This is a genomic window from Pseudomonas sp. LBUM1645, assembly GCF_059716185.1.
Genome location: NZ_CP166811.1, coordinates 5,360,375 through 5,379,479, shown reverse-complemented (window position 1 = coordinate 5,379,479; position 19,105 = coordinate 5,360,375). Strand labels below are relative to the sequence as shown.

The following is a 19,105-nucleotide window of genomic DNA, read 5'->3' as shown; positions in this document are numbered from 1 at the left end:
GGCGGTGGGTCAGGAACATTGATGTCGTCTGACACTCCGCCATCGCGAGCAAGCTCGCTCCCACAGGAGGAAATGTGTGGCTACATGATGTGTTTTTCGGGTTCAGGGATATGGCTCGCGCCTAACATGGCCGGAAGCAACCCGGCCCGCAAATCACCGCCGCTCGGCTGCTGATAAAGGCTCAAGCCAAACTCCGGCAACACCGCCAGCAGGTAATCGAAAATATCCCCCTGAATCCGCTCGTAATCCGCCCACACGGTGGTGCGGGTGAAACAGTAGATCTCCAGCGGAATCCCCTGCGCGGTGGTCTGCATCTGCCGAACCATGCAGGTCATGTTCGGTTGAATTTCCGGGTGACTCTTCAAATACGCCAGTGCATAGGCGCGGAAAGTCCCGATATTGGTCATCCGCCGACGGTTGGCCGACATCGACGCCACATTCCCCTGGGCTTCGTTCCAGGCCTTGAGCTCCGCCTGCTTGCGGCTGATGTAGTCAGTCAGCAGATGCACCTGGGACAGCTTCTGCTCTTCGTCATCGCGGATGAACCGCACGCCACTGGCGTCGATGAACAGGCTGCGCTTGATCCGTCGCCCACCGGACTGCTGCATGCCGCGCCAGTTCTTGAACGACTCGGACATCAGGCGCCAGGTCGGAATCGAAACAATCGTTTTATCGAAATTCTGCACCTTGACCGTGTGCAGCGTGATGTCGACCACGTCACCGTCGGCGCCGACTTGCGGCATCTCGATCCAGTCGCCGACCCGCAGCATGTCATTGCTGGTCAGCTGCACGCTGGCGACGAACGACAGCAAGGTGTCCTTATAGACCAACAGAATCACCGCCGACATGGCGCCCAGCCCCGACAGCAGCAACAGCGGCGAACGGTCGATGAGGGTGGCAACGATGATGATCGCGCCAAACACGTACAAGACCATTTTCGCCAGTTGTATGTAGCCTTTGATCGAGCGGGTACGTGCATGTTCGGTGCGCGCGTAGATGTCGAGCAGCGCGCTGAGCAGGGCACTGACCGCCAACAGCAGGAATAGAATGGTGAACGCCAGCGCCACATTGCCAAGGAAGATCAGACTGGTCTTGCCCAACTCCGGCACCAGGTGCAAGCCGAACTGGATCACCAGCGAAGGTGTGATCTGCGCCAGACGATGAAAGACCTTGTTATGCCGAAAGTCATTGATCCAGTGCAATGCCGGCTGGCGACCGAGCATTTTTGTCGCATGCAGAATGAGGTAGCGCGCCACTCGTCCGAGGACCAGCGCAACCACCAGCAATACCACCAATGCCAGGCTGGAATGCAGGAGCGGGTGCTGATCAAGGGCACCCCAAAGGTCTTGGACGTTGAGCCAGAGCTGTTTGATATCCATGGGCAAAAACGGTTCTTCTGTAGGACGCGACGGGGCGATTAGAGCATTTAAGACGCTTTGGATGACGTTTGAGGACAAAAGACGCAACAAAAAAACCACTGTTTAGCGCCGTTTGTATAAAGAAACTCGGCCTTAGCGCTCGAAACCGTTACCCTATGCAGCTGTTTTTTTGTATTTCTTCGAGGTAGCACCCGTGTTTTCCCAATTCGCCCTGCACGAACGCCTGCTCAAAGCCGTGGCCGAGCTTAAATTTGTCGAGCCAACGCCTGTGCAAGCAGCGGCTATTCCGCTGGCGCTCCAAGGGCGTGACCTGCGGGTGACAGCGCAAACCGGTAGCGGTAAAACCGCTGCATTCGTTTTGCCGATCCTCAACCGTTTGATCGGCCCGGCTAAAGTCCGCGTCAGCATCAAGACCCTGATCCTGCTGCCAACCCGCGAGCTGGCCCAGCAAACCATCAAGGAAGTTGAGCGTTTCGCTCAGTTCACCTTCATCAAGTCCGGCCTGATCACCGGCGGTGAAGACTTCAAGGTCCAGGCTGCCATGCTGCGCAAGGTGCCGGACATCCTGATCGGTACGCCGGGCCGGATGATCGAGCAACTGAACGCCGGCAACCTCGACCTCAAGGAAGTCGAAGTACTGGTCCTCGACGAAGCCGACCGCATGCTCGACATGGGCTTTGCCGAAGACGTCCAGCGTCTGGTGGAAGAGTGCACCAACCGCCAGCAGACCATGCTGTTCTCCGCCACCACCGGTGGTTCGGGCCTGCGCGATATGGTCGCCAAGGTGTTGAACAATCCTGAGCACTTGCAGCTCAACAACGTCAGCGATCTGAATGCGACCACCCGTCAGCAGATCATCACCGCTGACCACAACCAGCACAAAGAACAAATCGTGAACTGGCTGCTGGCCAACGAGACCTATCAGAAGGCCATCGTGTTCACCAACACCCGGGCTATGGCCGACCGTATCTACGGCCGCCTGGTAGCGCAGGAATACAAAGCGTTCGTCCTGCACGGTGACAAAGACCAGAAGGATCGCAAGCTGGCCATCGACCGTCTGAAGCAGGGCGGCGTGAAAATCCTCGTCGCCACCGACGTCGCCGCTCGCGGCCTCGACGTGGAAGGCCTGGACCTGGTGATCAACTTCGACATGCCGCGCAGCGGCGACGAATACGTTCACCGCATCGGTCGCACCGGTCGCGCCGGCAACGATGGCCTGGCCATCTCGCTGATCTGCCACGGCGACTGGAACCTGATGTCGAGCGTCGAGCGCTACCTCAAGCAGAGCTTCGAGCGCCGCACCATCAAGGAAGTCAAAGGCACCTACGGCGGACCGAAAAAGGTCAAGGCCTCGGGCAAAGCCGTTGGCGTGAAGAAGAAAAAAGTCGACGCCAAAGGCGACAAGAAAAAAACCGGCGCCAAGGCACCGACCAAACGCAAAATCGCCAACCGCCCGAAGACCGACGCCCTGTCGCTGGTCAGCAAGGACGGCATGGCCCCGCTGAAACGCCGCAAGCCGGAAGCGCCGGCTGCTGAATAAAGCGCGGTAGCGACCCAATAAAAAACCGGACATGTGTCCGGTTTTTTTATGCCTGGGATTCCTTAGATGGATCAACCCTCGGCTTTTTTCTCCGCCGATCCCAGCTCCTTCAATCGCTGATCAATCAACTGGCACTTGTCCGGCAGATCCTTGCTGGCCGTCCCCAGATCCATCTTCTGTAGCTCATCGTTGATCTCCTTGGCTTTGGCTGGGTTCTGCTCGGTGAGTTTGGTGACTTCCTTGGCCAGTTGTTCGCGCTTAATGGTGGCTTCTTCGGGTGTGCAGGCCCAAACGGGAAGGGCGCAGGCGAGGGTGGCGGCGAGGGTGAGTTTCAGCAGGGTTTTCATGGGGCGGGCCTCATTTCCGGTTAAGGCGGGTTATCCGGTTGAGGGCTGAAGTGTGGAAAAAGTTCAGAGATGCCAAACCCGGTCGCCTTTTGGGCGACGGTTTCGTGGGAGCGAGCTTGCTCCCACAGTTGATTTTCGGTGTTTGGGGATAGGGTGTTCGGCAGATGCTCTACCCCCCATGGCAGCAGCCGGCTGGGGCCTCGTCTTCATACCGATCGTGAAGCCTAACCCATTCCATGATTTCTTCTTCGTTGCGCCCTTTGGGTGTGAGATCCAGGTAGTTGTAGGCGCCGACCAACATGTCCAGGCCTCGGGCATAGGTGGAATAGGTGTGGAAAATCTCTCCAGCTTCGTTGCGATAAAACACGCTGAGGCCAGGCAGTTCTTCTTCGGCGCCGTCGGATTTTTCGTAGTTGTAGGTGGCTTTACCGGCGACGACGTCTTCTGCTCGGGCCGAGACGCCGAAGTCGTAATTGAAATCGCAGCCTTCTGACGACACCCAGTCGAATTTCCAGCCCATGCGTCGTTTGAAGGCCTGGAATTCGGCGAACGGTGCGTGGGAAACCGCCACCACGGCGACGTCATGATGGGCCAGGTGTTGGTTGGCGCCGTCGATGTGGTCGGACAGGAACGAGCAGCCGGAACAGCCTTCGTCCCAGCCTTTGCCAAACATGAAGTGGTAGATGACCAACTGGCTACGGCCGCCGAACAGATCAGCCAGTTTCAGTTCGCCATTCGGGCCCTGGAAACGGTAGTCCTTGTCGATTTTCACCCAGGGCAGGGCGCGGCGTTCGGCGCTGAGTTTGTCTCGTTCTTTGGTGAAGGCTTTTTCGTGGACCAGGTGTTGTTTACGGGCGGCGAGCCATTCTTCTCGGGAGACGACGGGATGGTTCTGAATGTTCATTGGGATTCTCCTGCGGAATGCTGGGAGGTGACTTACACAACCTAGTCGTTTGACCTACGCCCAATTCGACATACCGCCGGTCGATGCTGTTCAAAACCTCGGCTGAACGGCTACGAACCGCGCCGGTCACAACCTATGAAGGCCATTTCACTCGCGGGTACTGGAGGTTGATCAGGATGACGACTTATAACTGGGATTTGATTGAACGCTTGTTGCACGAGGTGCAGAACAGCGCCGGCCACAGCTTTACGCCACGGCCCTACGCCGAGCAGTACGCGGCGGAGAAAGCGGCGAACGGCGAGGAGATTGAGAACCTGGATCATTTGAAAGCAGTGGCCGGTGAGTATGAAAAGTTACTGCTGGCGCGCGGCTATATTGAGCCTCGGCCTGAGGATCAAGGTGGCAACGGTTCGAACTACATTTTGACGCCTCGGGGCTCGAGTTTATTGAGCCTGATCGACAGCAGTATTCCGGGCAATGACCATCCGCGGCAGGTGTTGGATGAGCAGGAGGATGCGCTGGATGAGGTAACGTTTGATGGGGTGGCGTCGAAGGCGCAGATTGCCTGATATTGCGGTTATAGCAAAAGATCGCAGCCTTCGGCAGCTCCTACATGGATCGCGTAATCCTGTAGGAGCTGCCGAAGGCTGCGATCTTTTGATCTTCTAACTTTGATGCGCCGCCTTCAAACACTTCAAATCGTTGAAGTCCTTGCGTACCCCTTCTATTTTCGTCAACAACCGCTGGCGCTGTTCCGGCGTGCTTTCCGCCATCAAATCCACAAACAGCCCCCGTGCCTGGGCTTCGGTGCTGGCGTAGGCCTGGCGATAAGCGGGCGTCCACAAGCTCTCTCGATTCACCAGAAGCGTCTCGATTCGCTGTGGGAATTCTGGACTCTGGCGCTGCGTAACAGCCGCACTGAACTGCTTCTGCCAATGGACGCGGTTGGCGATCCATTGCGTATTCTGGTCACCCAAGGCGTTGGACCACGCGACAACGCGTAACTGTTGGGTTGCGCTGAGCGGTCCGAGCCAATCATTCAGGCGTTTTTCCATACGCTGGCTGCGCGCCTTGATCTGTTGATCGAGAGACGGTTTGAGGTATTGCGTCTGGCGTTTATGTTGGTCCTTGGCGAAGGCGTCGTTCATCTCCGCGACTTGCTTGTCATCCAGCCCCTGTAACAGTTGAATGGCCGACGGGGTGATTTCCCGGGCGGTCTGGGCGATGGCTTGTTTGGCTTCCTGGACGCGGCTTTGCAGCGCGGCGTCGGTGACCTGGTTGGTCTCGACCATGACTTGCAAGCGGTCCAGCCAGTCGAGGTAGCCCGGCAGTTGCGTGGTGCAGTGCCAGCTCAGGTGTTCCTTGAGGCGCTCGTTGAACCAGCCTTTCTGCTCGCCGTTCATGTCCAGGTAGTCGCTGAGCGTCCACGGAATGATTACGTCGAGGTTGCGATAGGCCAGGCCCACGCGGCTGCACGCACCGAGGGCGAGACTGAGGGTGATAACGATGGCGAGACACTTCAACCAGCGCGACATGGGCGAATCCTTTGCGAAGGCCTGGCTTTTTTTAATGTGCTTCTCTATGTGAACGCAGGATGAGCCTCGCAGTTCAGCCGATCAATAAAAGGCGCGTTCGGCCTTGAGGGTGACCAACCCGTCGCATTGGCTGTTGTGCCCGGAATAGGCGGAGCAGCTGTTGCCGCTCAAGCTGGAATCACTGTAGATCAGGTTCAGATCGACGCCCATGAACGGGCGGGAAAATTGCACAGACCAGTCGGTGAAACTGCCTACATACCCACCGTCGACGGACACCGGCGTGTTGAGCTGGTGGGTGGTGTATTTCATGCTGATCCCGATGCCAAACGGCTGATTGCCGCCAAGGTCGGCGAACACGGTGCTGTTCTGTTTATCCGGGTCGTTGCTGAAGGCTGCGCCAAAACGGCTGCCCAGAAAGGTCAGGCCACCGAAAAGCTCCTGGCTGTCGAGGGTGTCCACTTTCGGATAGCTGTAACGGATCATGCCGACTTCGTACCCGAGGGTATTATCGAAAGGCTGTTTAAAGCCCATGTAGGAGTCGACTTCAAGGTTTGCCCCAGGCGTTAAACCCATGCTCGGTGCCCATTGGCCCACGTAAAAACCGCTGTCGTGACTCAGGTCGAGACCACCGTGGAACGAGCCGGTGCTGGAAGGTTTGACCAGCCCTTGGGCCATGCTGCGGCTGGGGGTGGTGCCGAGTTTGAGATCGAAGTCGCCCAGTTCACGCTGAAAGATTTGCGCATTGGCGACCGAACACGACAGCAGGCTGCCGAGCAACAAATAGGAGGGTTTGAGCATGCGTCACTCCATGACAGCGACGAGCAGGCACTAAAAACCTACTGAAACGCTTGATCTAGACGTGTGCAAGCATACCGGCGAATGCTCGGCATCGAGGGCCGTTCGTCGATTTTTGAAATATTGGTTTGTTTGTGGGGGTGTTGCGGGGAGGGTTCCAGTCCAAGCGCTTCGAAGCTCAAAGCGCTTAGGGACCAGGTGACGCGGCGGATCTTGGGGAAGTTACTTCTTGCCCAGAGTGATCTGCTTGGACGGGCCGAACGTCTGGCCGCTGACGCCTTTGGCAATTTGCTGGATCTCTCCGCCGGACTTGAGGAACGCAGCAATCTGGTTGTTGATCGATTCGCTGGTTTCAACGGCTGGAGCTGGCTTTGCTTTGCTGTTGGATGCTTTTACACGCATGGCGGCCATTAACCTATAGAAAATTAACTTGGCCAAGCATCGTACAGGAAATACTTGACAATTGCTTGGTAAATATCCCCCCGAAATACACAGGGCAGATGAAGAATTAATCACAAGTTATTATTCTGAATAGGTCCCTAAGCTGCTGTTTTAACTAAGAACGATCGTGAAAAATTACACTTTTCCGCTCGGCGGACAGGTGCGAAAATCGCCAGAACGGCCTGACGAGCGGCCAGGCGCGTGCGGTAAAGCCCAGGAAAATTAAGCCCTTCAGAGGATTTTCTTGCGCCACCGGGCTGGCCAGCGAACGCGGCCCGCAAAACCGGGTAGAATGCCGCCCACGCAATGAGGGTATTGGAAATGGCTTTAGTCGGGCGCTACAACAGTTTGCAAGTGGTTAAACACACTAACTTCGGTTTATATCTGGACGGTGGCGCGGATGGCGAAATCCTCCTGCCTAATCGTTATATTCCCAAAGATATTCCCAGCGAAGATGAAGACTGGCTCAACGTTTTTATTTATCTGGACAGCGATGACAAACTCATCGCAACTACCGAAAAGCCGAAAGTTCAAGTCGGTGAGTTCGCCAGTTTAAAAGTCGTTGAAGTCAACAGCATCGGTGTTTTCCTGGATTGGGGTTTGCCGAAGGATCTGTTGCTGCCGTACTCCGAAGAAAAGCGTCAGATGACCGCCGGCGAATATGTCGTGGTGCACGTCTACCTCGACAAGCACACCCGCCGCATCACCGCGACGGCGCGTCTGGACCGCTACCTCGACAAGACCCCGGCCAACTACACCCCCGGCCAGGAAGTTGATTTGCTGGTTGCCGAAGCCACCGATATGGGCTTCAAGGCGATCATCAACAACAAGCATTGGGGCCTGATCCACAAGAACGAAATCTTCAAGTTCATGCGCGCCGGTAAAGAAGAGAAGGGCTTTATCAAAGAAGTCCGTGCCGACGGCAAGATCAGCCTGAGCCTGCAACCGGTCGGCGAAGAAGCCGCCACCAGCCTCAACTCGAAGATTCTCGCCAAGTTGCGCGACAACAATGGCAGCCTGCCGGTCAGCGACAAGAGCGACCCGACGGTGATCAGCAGTATGTTTGGCGTGAGCAAGGGTAACTTCAAGAAAGCCATCGGTGCGTTGTACAAGAACGGCCAGATCGTCATTCACGCTGATCGCATTGAACTAAGCTGACCTCGCGCCGGCCCTCATGTAACGCGATTGCATAGGGTTGGGCTGTGATGAAAAAGTCCCGACTCTGTGTCGGGGCTTTGCTTTTTACTGTCGAGTGACTGCCATGTTTTGTGTTGTCGAGGTGTTCCGGTGAGCGCCACCCGGCGCAGCGCCGATGGGTTTGCCCTGCAAGTGATGATTGGGTTGTGCCTGATCTGGGGTATTCAGCAGGTGATGATCAAGTGGGCGGCGCCAGACATCGCGCCGGTCATGCAGGCCGCCGGGCGCTCGGGTATTTCCGCGTTGCTCGTAGGACTGTTGATCTGCTGGAAGGGCGGCTGGGATCAAGTGGGCAACACCTGGCGCGGTGGACTACTGGCTGGCGCGCTTTTTGGCCTGGAGTTCTTCTTCATTTCCGAAGGCCTGCAACTGACCACGGCTGCGCACATGTCGGTGTTCCTTTACACCGCGCCGATCTTCACCGCATTGGGCGTTCATTGGTTGTTGCCGAGTGAGCGTTTAAGGCCGGTCCAGTGGCTGGGGATTTTCCTCGCCTTCGTCGGGATCGCCATCGCGTTTGCCGGTGGGGTGTCGTGGGACAACCTCGATCACCGCATGTTGATGGGCGATGCCTTGGGCGTGCTGGCTGGCGCGTCATGGGGGGCAACCACGGTGGTGGTGCGCGCTTCGCGCCTGTCGGAAGCGCCGGTGACGCTGACGCTGTTCTATCAATTGATCGTCGGTTTCGTTGGCCTGTTGCTGATTGCGATCCTCAGCGGCCAGGTCACCCATGTCAGCCTGACCACCGTGGCGGTGGCCAGTGTGCTGTTTCAGGGATTGGTGGTGTCGTTCTTCAGTTACCTGACCTGGTTCTGGCTGTTGCGCCGTTATCTGGCGGCGAACCTGGCGGTGTTTTCGTTCATGACGCCGCTGTTCGGCGTCACGTTCGGCGTGGTACTGCTGGGCGAAGAGCTGAGTTTCAACTTCGTTGTCGGCGCGGTGCTGGTGTTGCTGGGCATCACGTTTGTCAGCGCTGAGCAGTGGGTGCGCCGTCGTTTGCGCAAAGCACTTGGGCAGAGCTGACCGGGCGCAATAACAGACCGCCAGCGACAATCAAACCACCGCCGGCGAACACCAGCGCGGGTTGCAAACCACCACTGAAATGGCTACTCAGCGCTGCCAGCAACGGCCCGCTGAGCTGGCCCACGGCAAAGCACGCCGTCAGCATCCCTGCGTTGCGCTGGGTGGCGTGGGGCGCCAGTTCCCGGGAACGTTGCATCACCAGCTGCATGCAGGCCAGGAACGGCGTGCCGCAGAGGATCACGCCCAGCGCCAAACCCGAGCCGCTGCCCAGCAGGCAGGCGAACACCCCGGCGGCTTGCAGCCACAGCGTCGCCATCAGCCAATGACGGGTAGCGTTCGGGTTATGTCGACGCAAACTCACCAGGACTACGCCGATAGCAGCCGCCAGGCCGAAGCATGGCCAGAACAGATCAGCCATCCATTGACCGTGAAACTGCGCGTTGGCCATTTGCGAAAGGAAAGTGGCGGGGATGATGTAGCCCAAACCGTACAAGGCGTAGATCACACCTAAGCGGGCGATGCCTTGGTTACCTGGCGTAGTAACGGTCGGTGCTGCTGCCACCGTGGCGGTCGGTTGCGGCAGGAACGGCAGAATTCCCAACAGCATCACCAGAGCGACGCCGGCATACACCAGCCACAAGGCTGCAGAAGTCTGCCCCAGCAGGTTCGATCCCAAGGCCAACAAGCCCGTCAGAAAAATCCCCAAACCCGGTCCGGCAAATACCAGGGCGCCAAGCCGTGGGCGACCGGCCGCCGCGGCCAGTGGCTGGCTCAACGCAGTGATCATCACCAGCACCCAGGCGCTGGCCACGCCGGTGCCGAACCGCAGCACCAGATGGGACCAAAACCCGTTGGCCCAGAACGAGGCCAACGTCAGCAATACACAGAGCCATAAACCGCCCAGCAAACGCCGGCGGACTTGCTCGGGGCGGCGAGAGAACATCGCGTCCACTGCACCGACGAAGTAGCCAAGGTAGTTGGCTGCGGCAATCAGACCGGCGGCGGTCAGGTCAATCTGGCCTTCACTGAGTAGGTGCGGCAACTGAGGCGTGAGGGCGAAACGCCCGATGCCCATGGCCATCATCAGTGCGATGAAACTGGCGAGTAAGCGAATCAGAGGAGACATAGTCTGAATTCCAACAGAGGATCAATGACCGTCAGGCTAGGACTGATTGACTTTCTTTTAAAATGAATAATAGTGAGTAACTTGTTCTGATTTGGAGAATGGCGTGGAATTCAGCCAATTGCGGATTTTCCAGGCGGTAGCGGAGGAGGGTTCCATCACCCGCGCTGCCGAACGCCTGCACCGGGTGCCATCGAACCTGTCGACCCGACTTAAACAGCTGGAAGAGCAACTCGGCGTAGAACTGTTCGTGCGTGAACGTCAGCGTTTGCAGTTGTCGCCTGCGGGAAAAGTACTGCTGGACTACACCGCCAAGCTGTTCAATCTGCGCGACGAAGCTCAAGCGGCGGTGCAGGGCGGGCAACCAGCCGGGGACTTCGTACTCGGCACGATGTACAGCACGGCGGCGATTCATCTGCCGGGGTTGCTGGCGCGTTATCACCGCACTTATCCGGCGGTGAACCTGCAAGTGCAGTCCGGGCCAAGCGGCGAATTGCTTGAAGGATTGCTCACCGGTCGTCTCGATGCGGCGTTGGTGGACGGTCCGCTGGAACTGGCCGGGCTCGACGGCGTGCCGTTGTGCGACGAACGGCTGGTGCTGATCAGTGAGGCCGATCACCCGCCGATCCTCAGCGCGCTGGATGTGGAAGGGCGCTCGGTATTCACGTTTCGGCAGGGTTGTTCCTACCGGATGCGCCTGGAAGCCTGGTTCTCCCATTACCACGCGGCCATGGGCCGGGCGATAGAAATCGAGTCTTATCCGGGGATGCTTGCCTGCGTGATCGCCGGCTCAGGCGTGGCGCTGATGTCGGAGTCGATGCTCGCCAGCCTGCCGGGCCGCGAAAGCGTGGCGGTGCATCCGTTGGCCGAGCCATTTGCCAGTGCCACCACGTGGCTGATGTGGCGCAAAGGCATGGTTGGGGCGAACTTGAACGCCTGGCTTGAGCAGCAACAATTGGTCTATCCGTCGGCGCCGAGTCAGGCTCGGGCGATGGCTTGAACTATCGGTCAGGTATTTTGATCAATTCAGTAACAGATCATTGCGACTTTGGGCGAGCATTGCGTAGGACTTCGGACTATTATCAGTGCGAAGTGGCTACAGAATTTTGGCCACTCGGCACTACCCTGAAGGGGGCACCATGAAAGAGAAAATCCAAAACTGGCTGCACGACCTGGGTGTTGCACTCGGTTTGATCGAACCGCCACTGCAACCTGTGCCTATTCGCACTGACGACGAACAACGCCGACGCCAGCAGCGCCGCCGGTAAACGCGTCAAGGTCTCAAAGATCGTCCGAACGCAGCCCGAGCCTTCGGACGATCCTGGCGGTCTACAGGTCAATGCCGCCCGATCTCGATCAAAAACTGGCTCAAGTCATTCGCCGTCCTGGCGGTCTTGAGCATCTGATCTTCCTCCGCCGTAAACGCCGTCAAACCCAGCTCATCTTCCAGATGGAAGATCAGCTCTTCGATATCTTCTTTATCCAATCCCAATTGCGCGAGGCTCGCGTTGTCGTCGAAGTCATCCTGACCCTCCAGCAGGCGGCTGATGAAACGATGCACGATGGCACGAACGGCAGCTCTTTTCATGGCGGTTCTTCGAGGGCGTTATTATTGTTGTCCCTGGGGCTGAGTACAGCAGGCTTCAGGCGTGCACGCGCTGCCACTCGTCAATCATCGTGCGCAAATGTTCCCCGGAAAAACTCCCGAAATGCCCGCCATGCACCGTGCGGATCGGCAACTCGCGCAAACGCTGCAGGCTGCGGGCGTAGTCCTCGAGGTTGGAGTGGTAGGCGTCTTCGATCAACGGCCCGTCGTAGATGATGTCGCCGCTGAACAGTGTCTCGGTCGCCGCTTCGTACAGGCTGATGCCGCCCGGTGAATGCCCCGGCGTATGCAGCACTTGCAGCGTGCGGTTGCCCAGATCCAGCACGTCACCTTCTTCGATCAAACCTGTGGCTGGTGCGGCTTTGACCCGGTATTCGGCGTAGCACAAGGGGCAATCCGGGTGAGCCTCGAACATGTCGTCGCCGACAAAGGCTTTACTCAAATCGTTGTCGCCGTCCGGTGCGGCGAGGATGTCCGCCTCAGCCGGATGCACCAGCCGTTCGGGGAATTCGTGATGACCGGCGATGTGGTCGAAATGGCAATGACTGGCCACGGCTACCAACGGCCGTTCGGTGATCCACGGCAGTTGCTCGCGCAGGCTGACCAGCCCGGAACCGCTGTCCAGCAGCAAGTCTTTGTCGCGACCCTGGATGTGCCAGAGGTTGCAGCGATAGAAGGGGCGGATGTAAGGCTCGTGAATCAGGCGAATGCCGTCACTGAGCTGTTTCACCTCGAACCATTGATCGCGGCTGACGATCTTCATAAACGATTTTCTCCAGACGAAAAAAAACGGGTGTGGCAACCGACGCCACACCCGTCGAAGAAAGCATCAAGTCGTTATGTTCAGCTTAGGCGGCTCTGGCTACCACAGCAGGGCGAGGGGACAGCAAGCTGACCACCACGAAACTCACCAGACCTACGCCGAGGCTGTAGTAGATCGGGGTGTTGGCATCCAGACCGTCTTTGAACATGAACAGCAACGCTGTGGCGAAGCCCATGCCCATGCTGGCGATAGCGCCGGCGGTGTTTGCGCGTTTCCAGAAAATCGCACCGATCAGCGGGATCAGCATGCCGCCCACCAGCAGGTTGTACGCCAGTGTCAGGGCGCTGATCACGTCATTCACGACCAGAGCGATGCCGAGTACCACGATGCCGGTCAACAGGGTGAACAGGCGGTTGATGCCCAGAGTCGACTGTTTACCGCCGCGCAGTTTCGGCAGCAGGTCTTCGGTCAGGGTGGTGGCAGCGGCGAGCAGGCCGGCGCTGGCGGTGGACATCATGGCCGCCAGGGCAGCCGCAATCACCAGGCCACGGATACCGTCCGGCAGGGACAGTTTGACGATGGCGGCGAAGGCGTTGTTGACGTTGTCCAGGTCCGGGATCAGCACATGAGCGGCCATGCCGATCAGGGCGCAAGCCAGTCCGTAAAGGATGCAGTAGAAGCCTGCGAATGTACCGGCGACTTGAGCCACTTTGGCGCTCTTGACGGTGAACACACGCTGCCAGATGTCCTGGCCGATCAGGATCCCGAAGAAGTAGATCATGAAGTAGGTGATGATGGTGTCCCAGCCAATCGTGGTGAAGCTGAAGGCGGTTGCCGGCAGTTTCAACACCAACTCATCCCAACCACCGACGCGGTACAGGCAGATTGGCAACAGGATGAACATCAGGCCCACGGTCTTGATCACGAACTGAACGATGTCGGTCAGGGTCAGGGACCACATGCCGCCGATCGCCGAATAAATCACCACCACGCCACCGCCGACCAATACCGACAGCCAGAACGGCAGGTCGAACAGCACTTGCAGCACGGTGCCAATGGCCAGGATGGAGACCACGCCGATCATCAGCGCGTACGCCAGCATGATCACCGCGCTCGCGGAGCGGGCCATCGGGTTGTAGCGTTTTTCCAATACCTGGGTAACGGTGTAGATCTTCAGTTTCAGCAGCGGTTTGGCGAGGAACAGGTTCAGTGCCACGATCCCGCAACCGAGGGCCGCACAGAGCCAGAAACCGGAGATGCCATGGACGTAGCCCAGGCGCACGGTGCCGACGGTGGACGCGCCGCCCAGAACGGTGGCGGCCATGGTGCCCATGTACAGGCTCGGGCCGAGGTTACGACCGGCAACCAAAAAGTCTTCGTTGGTCTTGGCCTTGCGCATGCCGTAGTAGCCGAGTATCAGCATCGCGGCGGCGTAGATGAGTACGACGAATAAATCCAAAGCCATGTTGGCGTGTCTCCGATTGTCTTTTTTATGTGAGGCGAAAATCAATCCCTTGTGGGAGCGAGCTTGCTCGCGATTCAGGCGCTGCGGTCTCTCAGAGACACCGCGTCATCGTTCATCGCGGGCAAGCCACGCTCCCACAGGTAATGCGTTTAATCAGGCGACTTGTCGCATCGCCGGTTTAACGAGGGCATCCGTGCCCTTGCTACGTGGATCGTTTGGAGCGAACACCGCGGCCGATTCCGGGAACAGGCTCAACAGCGCCAGGTACACCAGCGACGCCAGGCCAAGGGTGACCGGCAAGCTGATGTCGATTCCGCCGGCCAGTTCACCGAGCGGACCCACGAACTGCCCAGGCAGGTTCACAAAGCACAAGCCCACCGCAGCGCTCGGGATCCAGGCACCCAGCCCACGCCAGTTCCAGCCATGGGTGAACCAGTAACGACCACCTTTCTCGCCGCGGGTGAACACTTGCAGGTCATCCGGGCAGTAGAAGCCGCGACGCACCAGCAGACCGATGATCATGATCACCATCCACGGAGTGGTGCAGGTGATGATCAGTACGGCGAAGGTCGACACGCTCTGCACCAGGTTCGCCGCAAAGCGCCCGATGAAGATGAAGGCAATCGACATCACGCCGATCAGCAGCGTGGCCTTGACCCGTGACAGTACCCGTGGGAACACGCTGGACATGTCCAGCCCGGTGCCATAGAGCGAGGTGGTGCCGGTGGACATGCCGCCGATCACCGCAATCAGGCACACCGGCAGGAAGAACCAGCTCGGCGAAACGGCCAGCAGACCGCCGACGTAGTTGTTGGCGGCGATGTAGTCCGGCGCCTTGATCGCTACGATGGTGGCGGTGGCGAGGCCGAACAGGAACGGGATGAAGGTTGCGATCTGCGAGATCACCACGGCGGCCATGATGCGGCGCTTGGAGGTGTCACGCGGGATGTAACGCGACCAGTCACCGAGGAACGCGCCGAAGGAAATCGGGTTGCTCATGGCGACCAGTGCAGCGCCGATGAAGGCGGCCCAGAAACCCGGTTGACCCATGCTGACGGTGCCGGCGTAGTTCACATCGAACGGACCGATGAAGGCGAAGATGCCCAGCAGGAACAGCAGGCTGGCGCTCCATACCGCGATCTTGTTGACCCACAGCAGGAAGCGGAAACCGTAGATGCAAACGGTCAGCACCAGGATCGCGAACAGACCGTAGGCCAGGCCCAGGGTCAGGTCGGTTTCCGGAAGACCGATCAGGCGTTTCGCGCCACCGATCAGCGCATCACCCGAACTCCACACTGAGAGCGAGAAGAAGGCGATGGCGGTCAACAGCGACAGAAACGAACCGACGATCCGCCCGTGCACGCCGAAGTGCGCACCGGAAGACACGGCGTTGTTAGTGCCATTGATCGGCCCGAACAGGCCCATGGGCGCGAGGATCAGCGAGCCCAGCAACACACCCAGCACAATCGCCCAGACGCCCGCCTGAAAAGACAGGCCGAACAGGACCGGGAAACTGCCGAGCACGGCGGTGGCAAAAGTGTTGGAACCCCCAAAGATCATCCGGAACAAATCCGTCGGGCCTGCGGTGCGTTCGCTGTCCGGGATCTGTTCGACCCCGTAGGTTTCAATGTGCGTAAGGCTTTGGTCTTTGTTGTTGTTATTCATGATCAGCTCCGATCATAAAGGCGCGCTCATCGTGTGTGAGCGTCACCTGTTTGGCTAAGGGGTTGGCAGCCCTTCCGGCATCGCGGACAAATGTTCGTGGCAGGCCAGCCATGGGCCTTGTTGTTGTCGGCGAAACACAATCGTCTCGCGCTCCTGGCTGAAGTGTTGCTCCCCTTGCATGCGCAGCTCGGTGGCCACGTCATGAATGAAAATCGCCACGTCGCCCTGCAGGCTGACGAAGGCGTTGCTCGAGGTGCACGAAAGCACCTCGAAGCCATCCTCCGAGCGCCAGGTGTCCCACAACGCCTGATAGGCATCGCGCGACAGCAGGGGCTGTTCGAGGGTGTAGAACACGAAGCTCGCGTCGGTGCTGAACGCACCGAAGTAGGCTTCGCGATCATTACGGGTGAAGGCGGTTACCAGATCGGCAGCAGCCTTGAGTACCTGATCACGTTCGTTCACAACCAATCCTCAGCGGTGGACCACGCCAGGCAGTACGCAGAGCATTTCGTACAGCAAGTTGGCGGCCAGCAGCGAGGTGTTGCCGGTGGTGTCGTAAGCGGGCGAGACTTCTACCAGATCGCAACCGACCAGGTCGAGGCCTTGGCAGCCACGAACGATTTCAATCGCCTGAATGGTCGTCAGGCCACCGATTTCCGGGGTGCCGGTACCTGGCGCCCACGCTGGGTCGATGCCGTCGATGTCGAAACTCAGGTACACCGGACCGCCGCCGACTTTCTCGCGAACTTCGGCCATCAGCGGTGCCAGGGATTTGTGCCAGCACTCTTCGGCCTGAACCACACGGAAGCCCTGGTTACGGCTCCAGTTGAAGTCGTCAGCGGTGTAGCCCTGAGCGCGCAGACCGATTTGCACCACGCGGTCCGGATCCAGAAGGCCTTCTTCGACAGCGCGACGGAAGGTGGTGCCGTGGGCGATTTTCTCGCCGAACATGTGGTCGTTCACATCAGCGTGAGCGTCGATGTGCACCAGGCCGACCTTGCCGTGCTTCTTATGGATCGCACGCAGGATTGGCAGGGTGATGGTGTGGTCGCCGCCGAGGGTCAGGGGGATCACATTGTGTTCGAGGATTTTGTGGTAGGACTCTTCGATGATCCGTACCGCGTCCAGCAGGTTGAACGTGTTGATCGCCACGTCACCGATGTCGGCAACCGACAGCGAGTCGAACGGTGCAGCGCCGGTGGCCATGTTGTACGGGCGGATCATCACCGATTCAGCGCGGATTTCGCGAGGTCCGAAACGGGTGCCTGGGCGCAGGGAAGTGCCGATGTCCAGCGGGACGCCAACGAAGGCAGCATCCAGACCGGCAGCGGTTGGCACATGGGGAAGTCGCATCATGGTGGCGATGCCGCCGAAGCGCGGCATTTCATTGCCGCCCAGTGGTTGGTGAAGAATCTTGTCCACGGGTAGGGCCTCATCGTCGTTGTTTTATTTATGTCGGTTGCGCAGGTCGGGGAGACGCAGGAACCGCTGTGGGGTGATTCTGCGAAATGTAGTGGCCGGGAAGAATCGCTACGGGCAAATACTTAGTTCAGATTTTTCTAAACTAATGCCAATGACAGCGATAGACTCGCAATGCCTTATGTAGCAGCTGCCGAGCCTGCGAGGCTGCGTTCGGCTGCGCAGCAGTCGTAAGACCTAAGCGCGAGGTTTTCCTGAAACACCGCGTCGCCTGATTTCACGACTGCTTCGCAGCCGAACGCTGCCTCGCGCTGCTCGACAGCTGCTACAGGTCTCATCGTCTACGTGTGTTTTTGCTGGAGAACCCCATGGCCAACGCATTACCCGACTTGAAACTCCTGCGAATCTTCGTCAGCGTGGTTCGCCATCAGGGGTTTGCCAACGCCCAGCAAGAGCTCAACCTCTCGACCTCGGCCATCAGCACTTACATGAGCCAGCTCGAAGCTGCCCTCGGCCTGGTCCTGTGCCATCGCGGCCGGGGTGGTTTCAGCCTGACCAGTAAAGGCGAGCTGTTCCATCAGGAAACCCTGCGTCTGCTCGGCGAACTCGAAGGCTTCGAGCAATACGCCGCGGCGCTCAAGGGCGAACTGCGCGGCACCTTGAACCTCGGCGTCATCGACTCCACCGTCAGCGACAAGGCCTTGCCCTTCGCCGAAGCTATTGGCGCCTACAGTCAGGAACACCCGGCCGTGCATTTGCACCTCTCGGTGATGAGTCCCTACGAACTGCAACTCGGCGTGCAGGACAACCGTCTCGACCTGGCCATCGGCGCGTTCTCCACGCGCATGAGCGGTCTGGTCTACATGCCGCTGTACCGCGAACAACACTGGTTGTATTGCAGCAGTCGTCATCCGCTGTTCACAGAACGGCGCATTCCCGAGCAAGTCATCACTCAGCAACGCATGGTTGGCCGCGGCTACTGGAGCCAGGCGGAACTGGCACGCCACGGTTTCAAACACAGCGCGGCGACGGTGGAAAGTATGGAGGCGCAGCTGATTCTGGTGCTGTCCGGTGCCTACATCGGTTACCTGCCGGAGCACTACGCCCAGGCGTGGGCTGACAAGGGCGATTTGCGAGTGCTGCTGCCGGCGACCTTCGGCTATCAGGCGCCGTTCTCGATGATCGTGCGTCGTGGCCGCAGCCGCGAGCCGCTGATCCAGACCTTCCGCGACCTGCTCAAAGCGCAACTGAATCAGGCTTGAAAAAATGTCCAGAATCCAATGTCCGCGCTGCCTGCGCCCACAAACTCACTGTTTGTGCCCGCTGATTCCGAGCCTCGACAGCCGCACCCGGGTGTTGCTGCTGCAGCATCCCAGCGAAGTGAACCATGCGCTGAACACCGCGCGGTTGGCAGCATTGGGGTTGAAGAATGCCGAGTTGATAGTGGGCGAGGTGTTCGAGGATTTGCCGGCGCTGTTGAATCAACCGGGTTATCAGGCGCGGCTGCTTTTTCCTGCCGATGATGCGCAGCCGTTGCAGGCTTACACGCTAAATGATGAACCGATGTTGTTGGTGGTTCCGGACGGCACCTGGCGCAAGGCGCGCAAGATGCTGCACCTCAACCCGCTGCTGGCGGCGTTGCCGAGGGTGACGTTGGCGCAGGGCGGGGTGTCGAGGTATCGATTGCGCAAAGCACCGGGGCCGGGCGCGTTGTCGACGGTGGAGGCGATTGTTCAGGCGTTGCAGACCCTCGAAGCGCCGACCACTTTTGAGCCGTTGCTACGGCCGTTCGAAGCGTTGATCGAGGGGCAGATTGCGGCGATGGGTGAAGAGACTTATCAACGAAATCATGGGCCGAAATAATCATTGCCTGTGCGGGCCTCATCGCGAGCAAGCTCGCTCC

General features: G+C 58.8%; 21 protein-coding genes. 8 read left to right on the top strand and 13 right to left on the bottom strand.

The annotated features are described in order from the left end of the window. Positions 1 to 80 precede the first annotated feature (80 nt). Positions 81 to 1,379 carry a mechanosensitive ion channel family protein gene (locus ACA079_RS24330; RefSeq protein WP_497701223.1) on the bottom strand — a complete coding sequence of 433 codons (1,299 nt, stop codon included), beginning with the start codon at positions 1,377 to 1,379 and terminating at the stop codon, positions 81 to 83. Between the two features lie 193 nt (positions 1,380 to 1,572). Here ACA079_RS24330 and ACA079_RS24325 point away from each other — a divergent pair, with 193 nt between their 5' ends. Continuing rightward, positions 1,573 to 2,919, top strand: coding sequence for a DEAD/DEAH box helicase (locus ACA079_RS24325; RefSeq protein WP_497701222.1), 1,347 nt, complete (start codon positions 1,573 to 1,575; stop codon positions 2,917 to 2,919). A 71-nt stretch (positions 2,920 to 2,990) separates the two neighbouring features. On the opposite strand, the gene ACA079_RS24320 is transcribed toward ACA079_RS24325, so the two are convergent. Beyond that, a complete protein-coding gene (locus tag ACA079_RS24320; RefSeq protein ID WP_497701221.1) occupies positions 2,991 to 3,266 on the bottom strand; it encodes a hypothetical protein in 276 nt (91 codons plus the stop codon). Positions 3,267 to 3,435: 169 nt separating this feature from the next. Beyond that, positions 3,436 to 4,170, bottom strand: a complete 735-nt coding sequence (locus tag ACA079_RS24315; protein ID WP_497701220.1) for a DUF899 domain-containing protein — start codon at positions 4,168 to 4,170, stop codon at positions 3,436 to 3,438. 176 nt (positions 4,171 to 4,346) lie between these two features. Here ACA079_RS24315 and ACA079_RS24310 point away from each other — a divergent pair, with 176 nt between their 5' ends. Further along, the gene (locus tag ACA079_RS24310; protein WP_497701219.1) at positions 4,347 to 4,739 is read left to right on the top strand and encodes a transcriptional regulator; all 393 of its coding nucleotides are present in this window, start codon (positions 4,347 to 4,349) and stop codon (positions 4,737 to 4,739) included. Positions 4,740 to 4,835: 96 nt separating this feature from the next. Here ACA079_RS24310 and ACA079_RS24305 read toward each other — a convergent pair whose 3' ends face one another. The 3 genes from ACA079_RS24305 to ACA079_RS24295 form a co-directional block, all read right to left on the bottom strand. Further along, positions 4,836 to 5,705 carry a DUF6279 family lipoprotein gene (locus ACA079_RS24305; RefSeq protein WP_497701218.1) on the bottom strand — a complete coding sequence of 290 codons (870 nt, stop codon included), beginning with the start codon at positions 5,703 to 5,705 and terminating at the stop codon, positions 4,836 to 4,838. Between the two features lie 81 nt (positions 5,706 to 5,786). Then, a complete protein-coding gene (locus ACA079_RS24300) occupies positions 5,787 to 6,503 on the bottom strand; it encodes a TorF family putative porin (protein ID WP_497701217.1) in 717 nt (238 codons plus the stop codon). Between the two features lie 219 nt (positions 6,504 to 6,722). Next, the gene (locus ACA079_RS24295; RefSeq protein WP_017337097.1) at positions 6,723 to 6,911 is read right to left on the bottom strand and encodes a PFL_1563 family small protein; all 189 of its coding nucleotides are present in this window, start codon (positions 6,909 to 6,911) and stop codon (positions 6,723 to 6,725) included. A 351-nt stretch (positions 6,912 to 7,262) separates the two neighbouring features. Between ACA079_RS24295 and ACA079_RS24290 the strand changes: the two genes are divergently transcribed. Together ACA079_RS24290 and ACA079_RS24285 are read left to right on the top strand one after the other, a co-directional pair. Continuing rightward, positions 7,263 to 8,099: a CvfB family protein gene (locus tag ACA079_RS24290; RefSeq protein WP_033056115.1), complete on the top strand. Its 837-nt coding sequence runs from the start codon at positions 7,263 to 7,265 to the stop codon at positions 8,097 to 8,099. 129 nt (positions 8,100 to 8,228) lie between these two features. Further along, complete coding sequence (locus ACA079_RS24285; protein ID WP_134422133.1) at positions 8,229 to 9,161, top strand: DMT family transporter; 933 nt, start codon at positions 8,229 to 8,231, stop codon at positions 9,159 to 9,161. Here ACA079_RS24285 and ACA079_RS24280 read toward each other — a convergent pair. Beyond that, positions 9,106 to 10,287 (bottom strand): MFS transporter, encoded by a 1,182-nt coding sequence (locus ACA079_RS24280; RefSeq protein WP_497701216.1) that lies wholly within the window; start codon positions 10,285 to 10,287, stop codon positions 9,106 to 9,108. The two genes, ACA079_RS24285 and ACA079_RS24280, sit on opposite strands and share 56 nt — an antisense overlap. Before the next feature lie 103 nt (positions 10,288 to 10,390). Between ACA079_RS24280 and ptrR the strand changes: the two genes are divergently transcribed. Beyond that, a complete protein-coding gene (gene ptrR / locus ACA079_RS24275; protein WP_497701215.1) occupies positions 10,391 to 11,284 on the top strand; it encodes a putrescine utilization regulator PtrR in 894 nt (297 codons plus the stop codon). A 139-nt stretch (positions 11,285 to 11,423) separates the two neighbouring features. Then, positions 11,424 to 11,552 (top strand): PA1414 family protein, encoded by a 129-nt coding sequence (locus ACA079_RS24270; protein ID WP_007914492.1) that lies wholly within the window; start codon positions 11,424 to 11,426, stop codon positions 11,550 to 11,552. Positions 11,553 to 11,620: 68 nt separating this feature from the next. Here the strand turns inward: ACA079_RS24270 and ACA079_RS24265 are convergent, their stop codons facing one another. The 6 genes from ACA079_RS24265 to speB form a co-directional block, all read right to left on the bottom strand. After that, positions 11,621 to 11,872, bottom strand: a complete 252-nt coding sequence (locus ACA079_RS24265; RefSeq protein ID WP_497701214.1) for an acyl carrier protein — start codon at positions 11,870 to 11,872, stop codon at positions 11,621 to 11,623. A gap of 55 nt (positions 11,873 to 11,927) precedes the next feature. Then, entirely contained in the window at positions 11,928 to 12,653 is a 726-nt protein-coding gene (locus tag ACA079_RS24260) for an MBL fold metallo-hydrolase (RefSeq protein WP_497701213.1), read from the bottom strand. An 85-nt stretch (positions 12,654 to 12,738) separates the two neighbouring features. Further along, positions 12,739 to 14,118 carry a sodium:solute symporter family protein gene (locus ACA079_RS24255; protein ID WP_415770739.1) on the bottom strand — a complete coding sequence of 460 codons (1,380 nt, stop codon included), beginning with the start codon at positions 14,116 to 14,118 and terminating at the stop codon, positions 12,739 to 12,741. A 153-nt stretch (positions 14,119 to 14,271) separates the two neighbouring features. Then, positions 14,272 to 15,783 (bottom strand): purine-cytosine permease family protein, encoded by a 1,512-nt coding sequence (locus ACA079_RS24250; RefSeq protein WP_497701212.1) that lies wholly within the window; start codon positions 15,781 to 15,783, stop codon positions 14,272 to 14,274. A gap of 54 nt (positions 15,784 to 15,837) precedes the next feature. Continuing rightward, positions 15,838 to 16,245, bottom strand: coding sequence for a YybH family protein (locus tag ACA079_RS24245; protein WP_497701211.1), 408 nt, complete (start codon positions 16,243 to 16,245; stop codon positions 15,838 to 15,840). 9 nt (positions 16,246 to 16,254) lie between these two features. Beyond that, a complete protein-coding gene (gene speB / locus ACA079_RS24240; RefSeq protein WP_008153224.1) occupies positions 16,255 to 17,205 on the bottom strand; it encodes an agmatinase in 951 nt (316 codons plus the stop codon). 365 nt (positions 17,206 to 17,570) lie between these two features. Here speB and ACA079_RS24235 point away from each other — a divergent pair, with 365 nt between their 5' ends. Beyond that, positions 17,571 to 18,464 carry a LysR family transcriptional regulator gene (locus tag ACA079_RS24235; RefSeq protein ID WP_007945995.1) on the top strand — a complete coding sequence of 298 codons (894 nt, stop codon included), beginning with the start codon at positions 17,571 to 17,573 and terminating at the stop codon, positions 18,462 to 18,464. A gap of 4 nt (positions 18,465 to 18,468) precedes the next feature. Further along, the gene (locus tag ACA079_RS24230) at positions 18,469 to 19,065 is read left to right on the top strand and encodes a tRNA-uridine aminocarboxypropyltransferase (RefSeq protein WP_497701210.1); all 597 of its coding nucleotides are present in this window, start codon (positions 18,469 to 18,471) and stop codon (positions 19,063 to 19,065) included. Positions 19,066 to 19,105: the final 40 nt, after the last annotated feature.

Excerpts from the sequence above, each read along its gene's own strand:
- ACA079_RS24260 (WP_497701213.1), bottom strand. The coding sequence starts at position 12,653 with ATGAAGATCGTCAGCCGCGATCAATGGTTCGAGGTGAAACAGCTCAGT.
- ACA079_RS24330 (WP_497701223.1), bottom strand. The coding sequence starts at position 1,379 with ATGGATATCAAACAGCTCTGGCTCAACGTCCAAGACCTTTGGGGTGCC.
- ACA079_RS24270 (WP_007914492.1), top strand. The coding sequence starts at position 11,424 with ATGAAAGAGAAAATCCAAAACTGGCTGCACGACCTGGGTGTTGCACTC.
- ACA079_RS24235 (WP_007945995.1), top strand. The coding sequence starts at position 17,571 with ATGGCCAACGCATTACCCGACTTGAAACTCCTGCGAATCTTCGTCAGC.
- ACA079_RS24295 (WP_017337097.1), bottom strand. The coding sequence starts at position 6,911 with ATGGCCGCCATGCGTGTAAAAGCATCCAACAGCAAAGCAAAGCCAGCT.
- ACA079_RS24230 (WP_497701210.1), top strand. The coding sequence starts at position 18,469 with ATGTCCAGAATCCAATGTCCGCGCTGCCTGCGCCCACAAACTCACTGT.
- ACA079_RS24250 (WP_497701212.1), bottom strand. The coding sequence starts at position 15,783 with ATGAATAACAACAACAAAGACCAAAGCCTTACGCACATTGAAACCTAC.
- ACA079_RS24280 (WP_497701216.1), bottom strand. The coding sequence starts at position 10,287 with ATGTCTCCTCTGATTCGCTTACTCGCCAGTTTCATCGCACTGATGATG.
- ACA079_RS24290 (WP_033056115.1), top strand. The coding sequence starts at position 7,263 with ATGGCTTTAGTCGGGCGCTACAACAGTTTGCAAGTGGTTAAACACACT.
- ACA079_RS24300 (WP_497701217.1), bottom strand. The coding sequence starts at position 6,503 with ATGCTCAAACCCTCCTATTTGTTGCTCGGCAGCCTGCTGTCGTGTTCG.
- ACA079_RS24305 (WP_497701218.1), bottom strand. The coding sequence starts at position 5,705 with ATGTCGCGCTGGTTGAAGTGTCTCGCCATCGTTATCACCCTCAGTCTC.
- ACA079_RS24310 (WP_497701219.1), top strand. The coding sequence starts at position 4,347 with ATGACGACTTATAACTGGGATTTGATTGAACGCTTGTTGCACGAGGTG.
- ACA079_RS24320 (WP_497701221.1), bottom strand. The coding sequence starts at position 3,266 with ATGAAAACCCTGCTGAAACTCACCCTCGCCGCCACCCTCGCCTGCGCC.
- ACA079_RS24255 (WP_415770739.1), bottom strand. The coding sequence starts at position 14,118 with ATGGCTTTGGATTTATTCGTCGTACTCATCTACGCCGCCGCGATGCTG.
- ACA079_RS24265 (WP_497701214.1), bottom strand. The coding sequence starts at position 11,872 with ATGAAAAGAGCTGCCGTTCGTGCCATCGTGCATCGTTTCATCAGCCGC.
- ACA079_RS24315 (WP_497701220.1), bottom strand. The coding sequence starts at position 4,170 with ATGAACATTCAGAACCATCCCGTCGTCTCCCGAGAAGAATGGCTCGCC.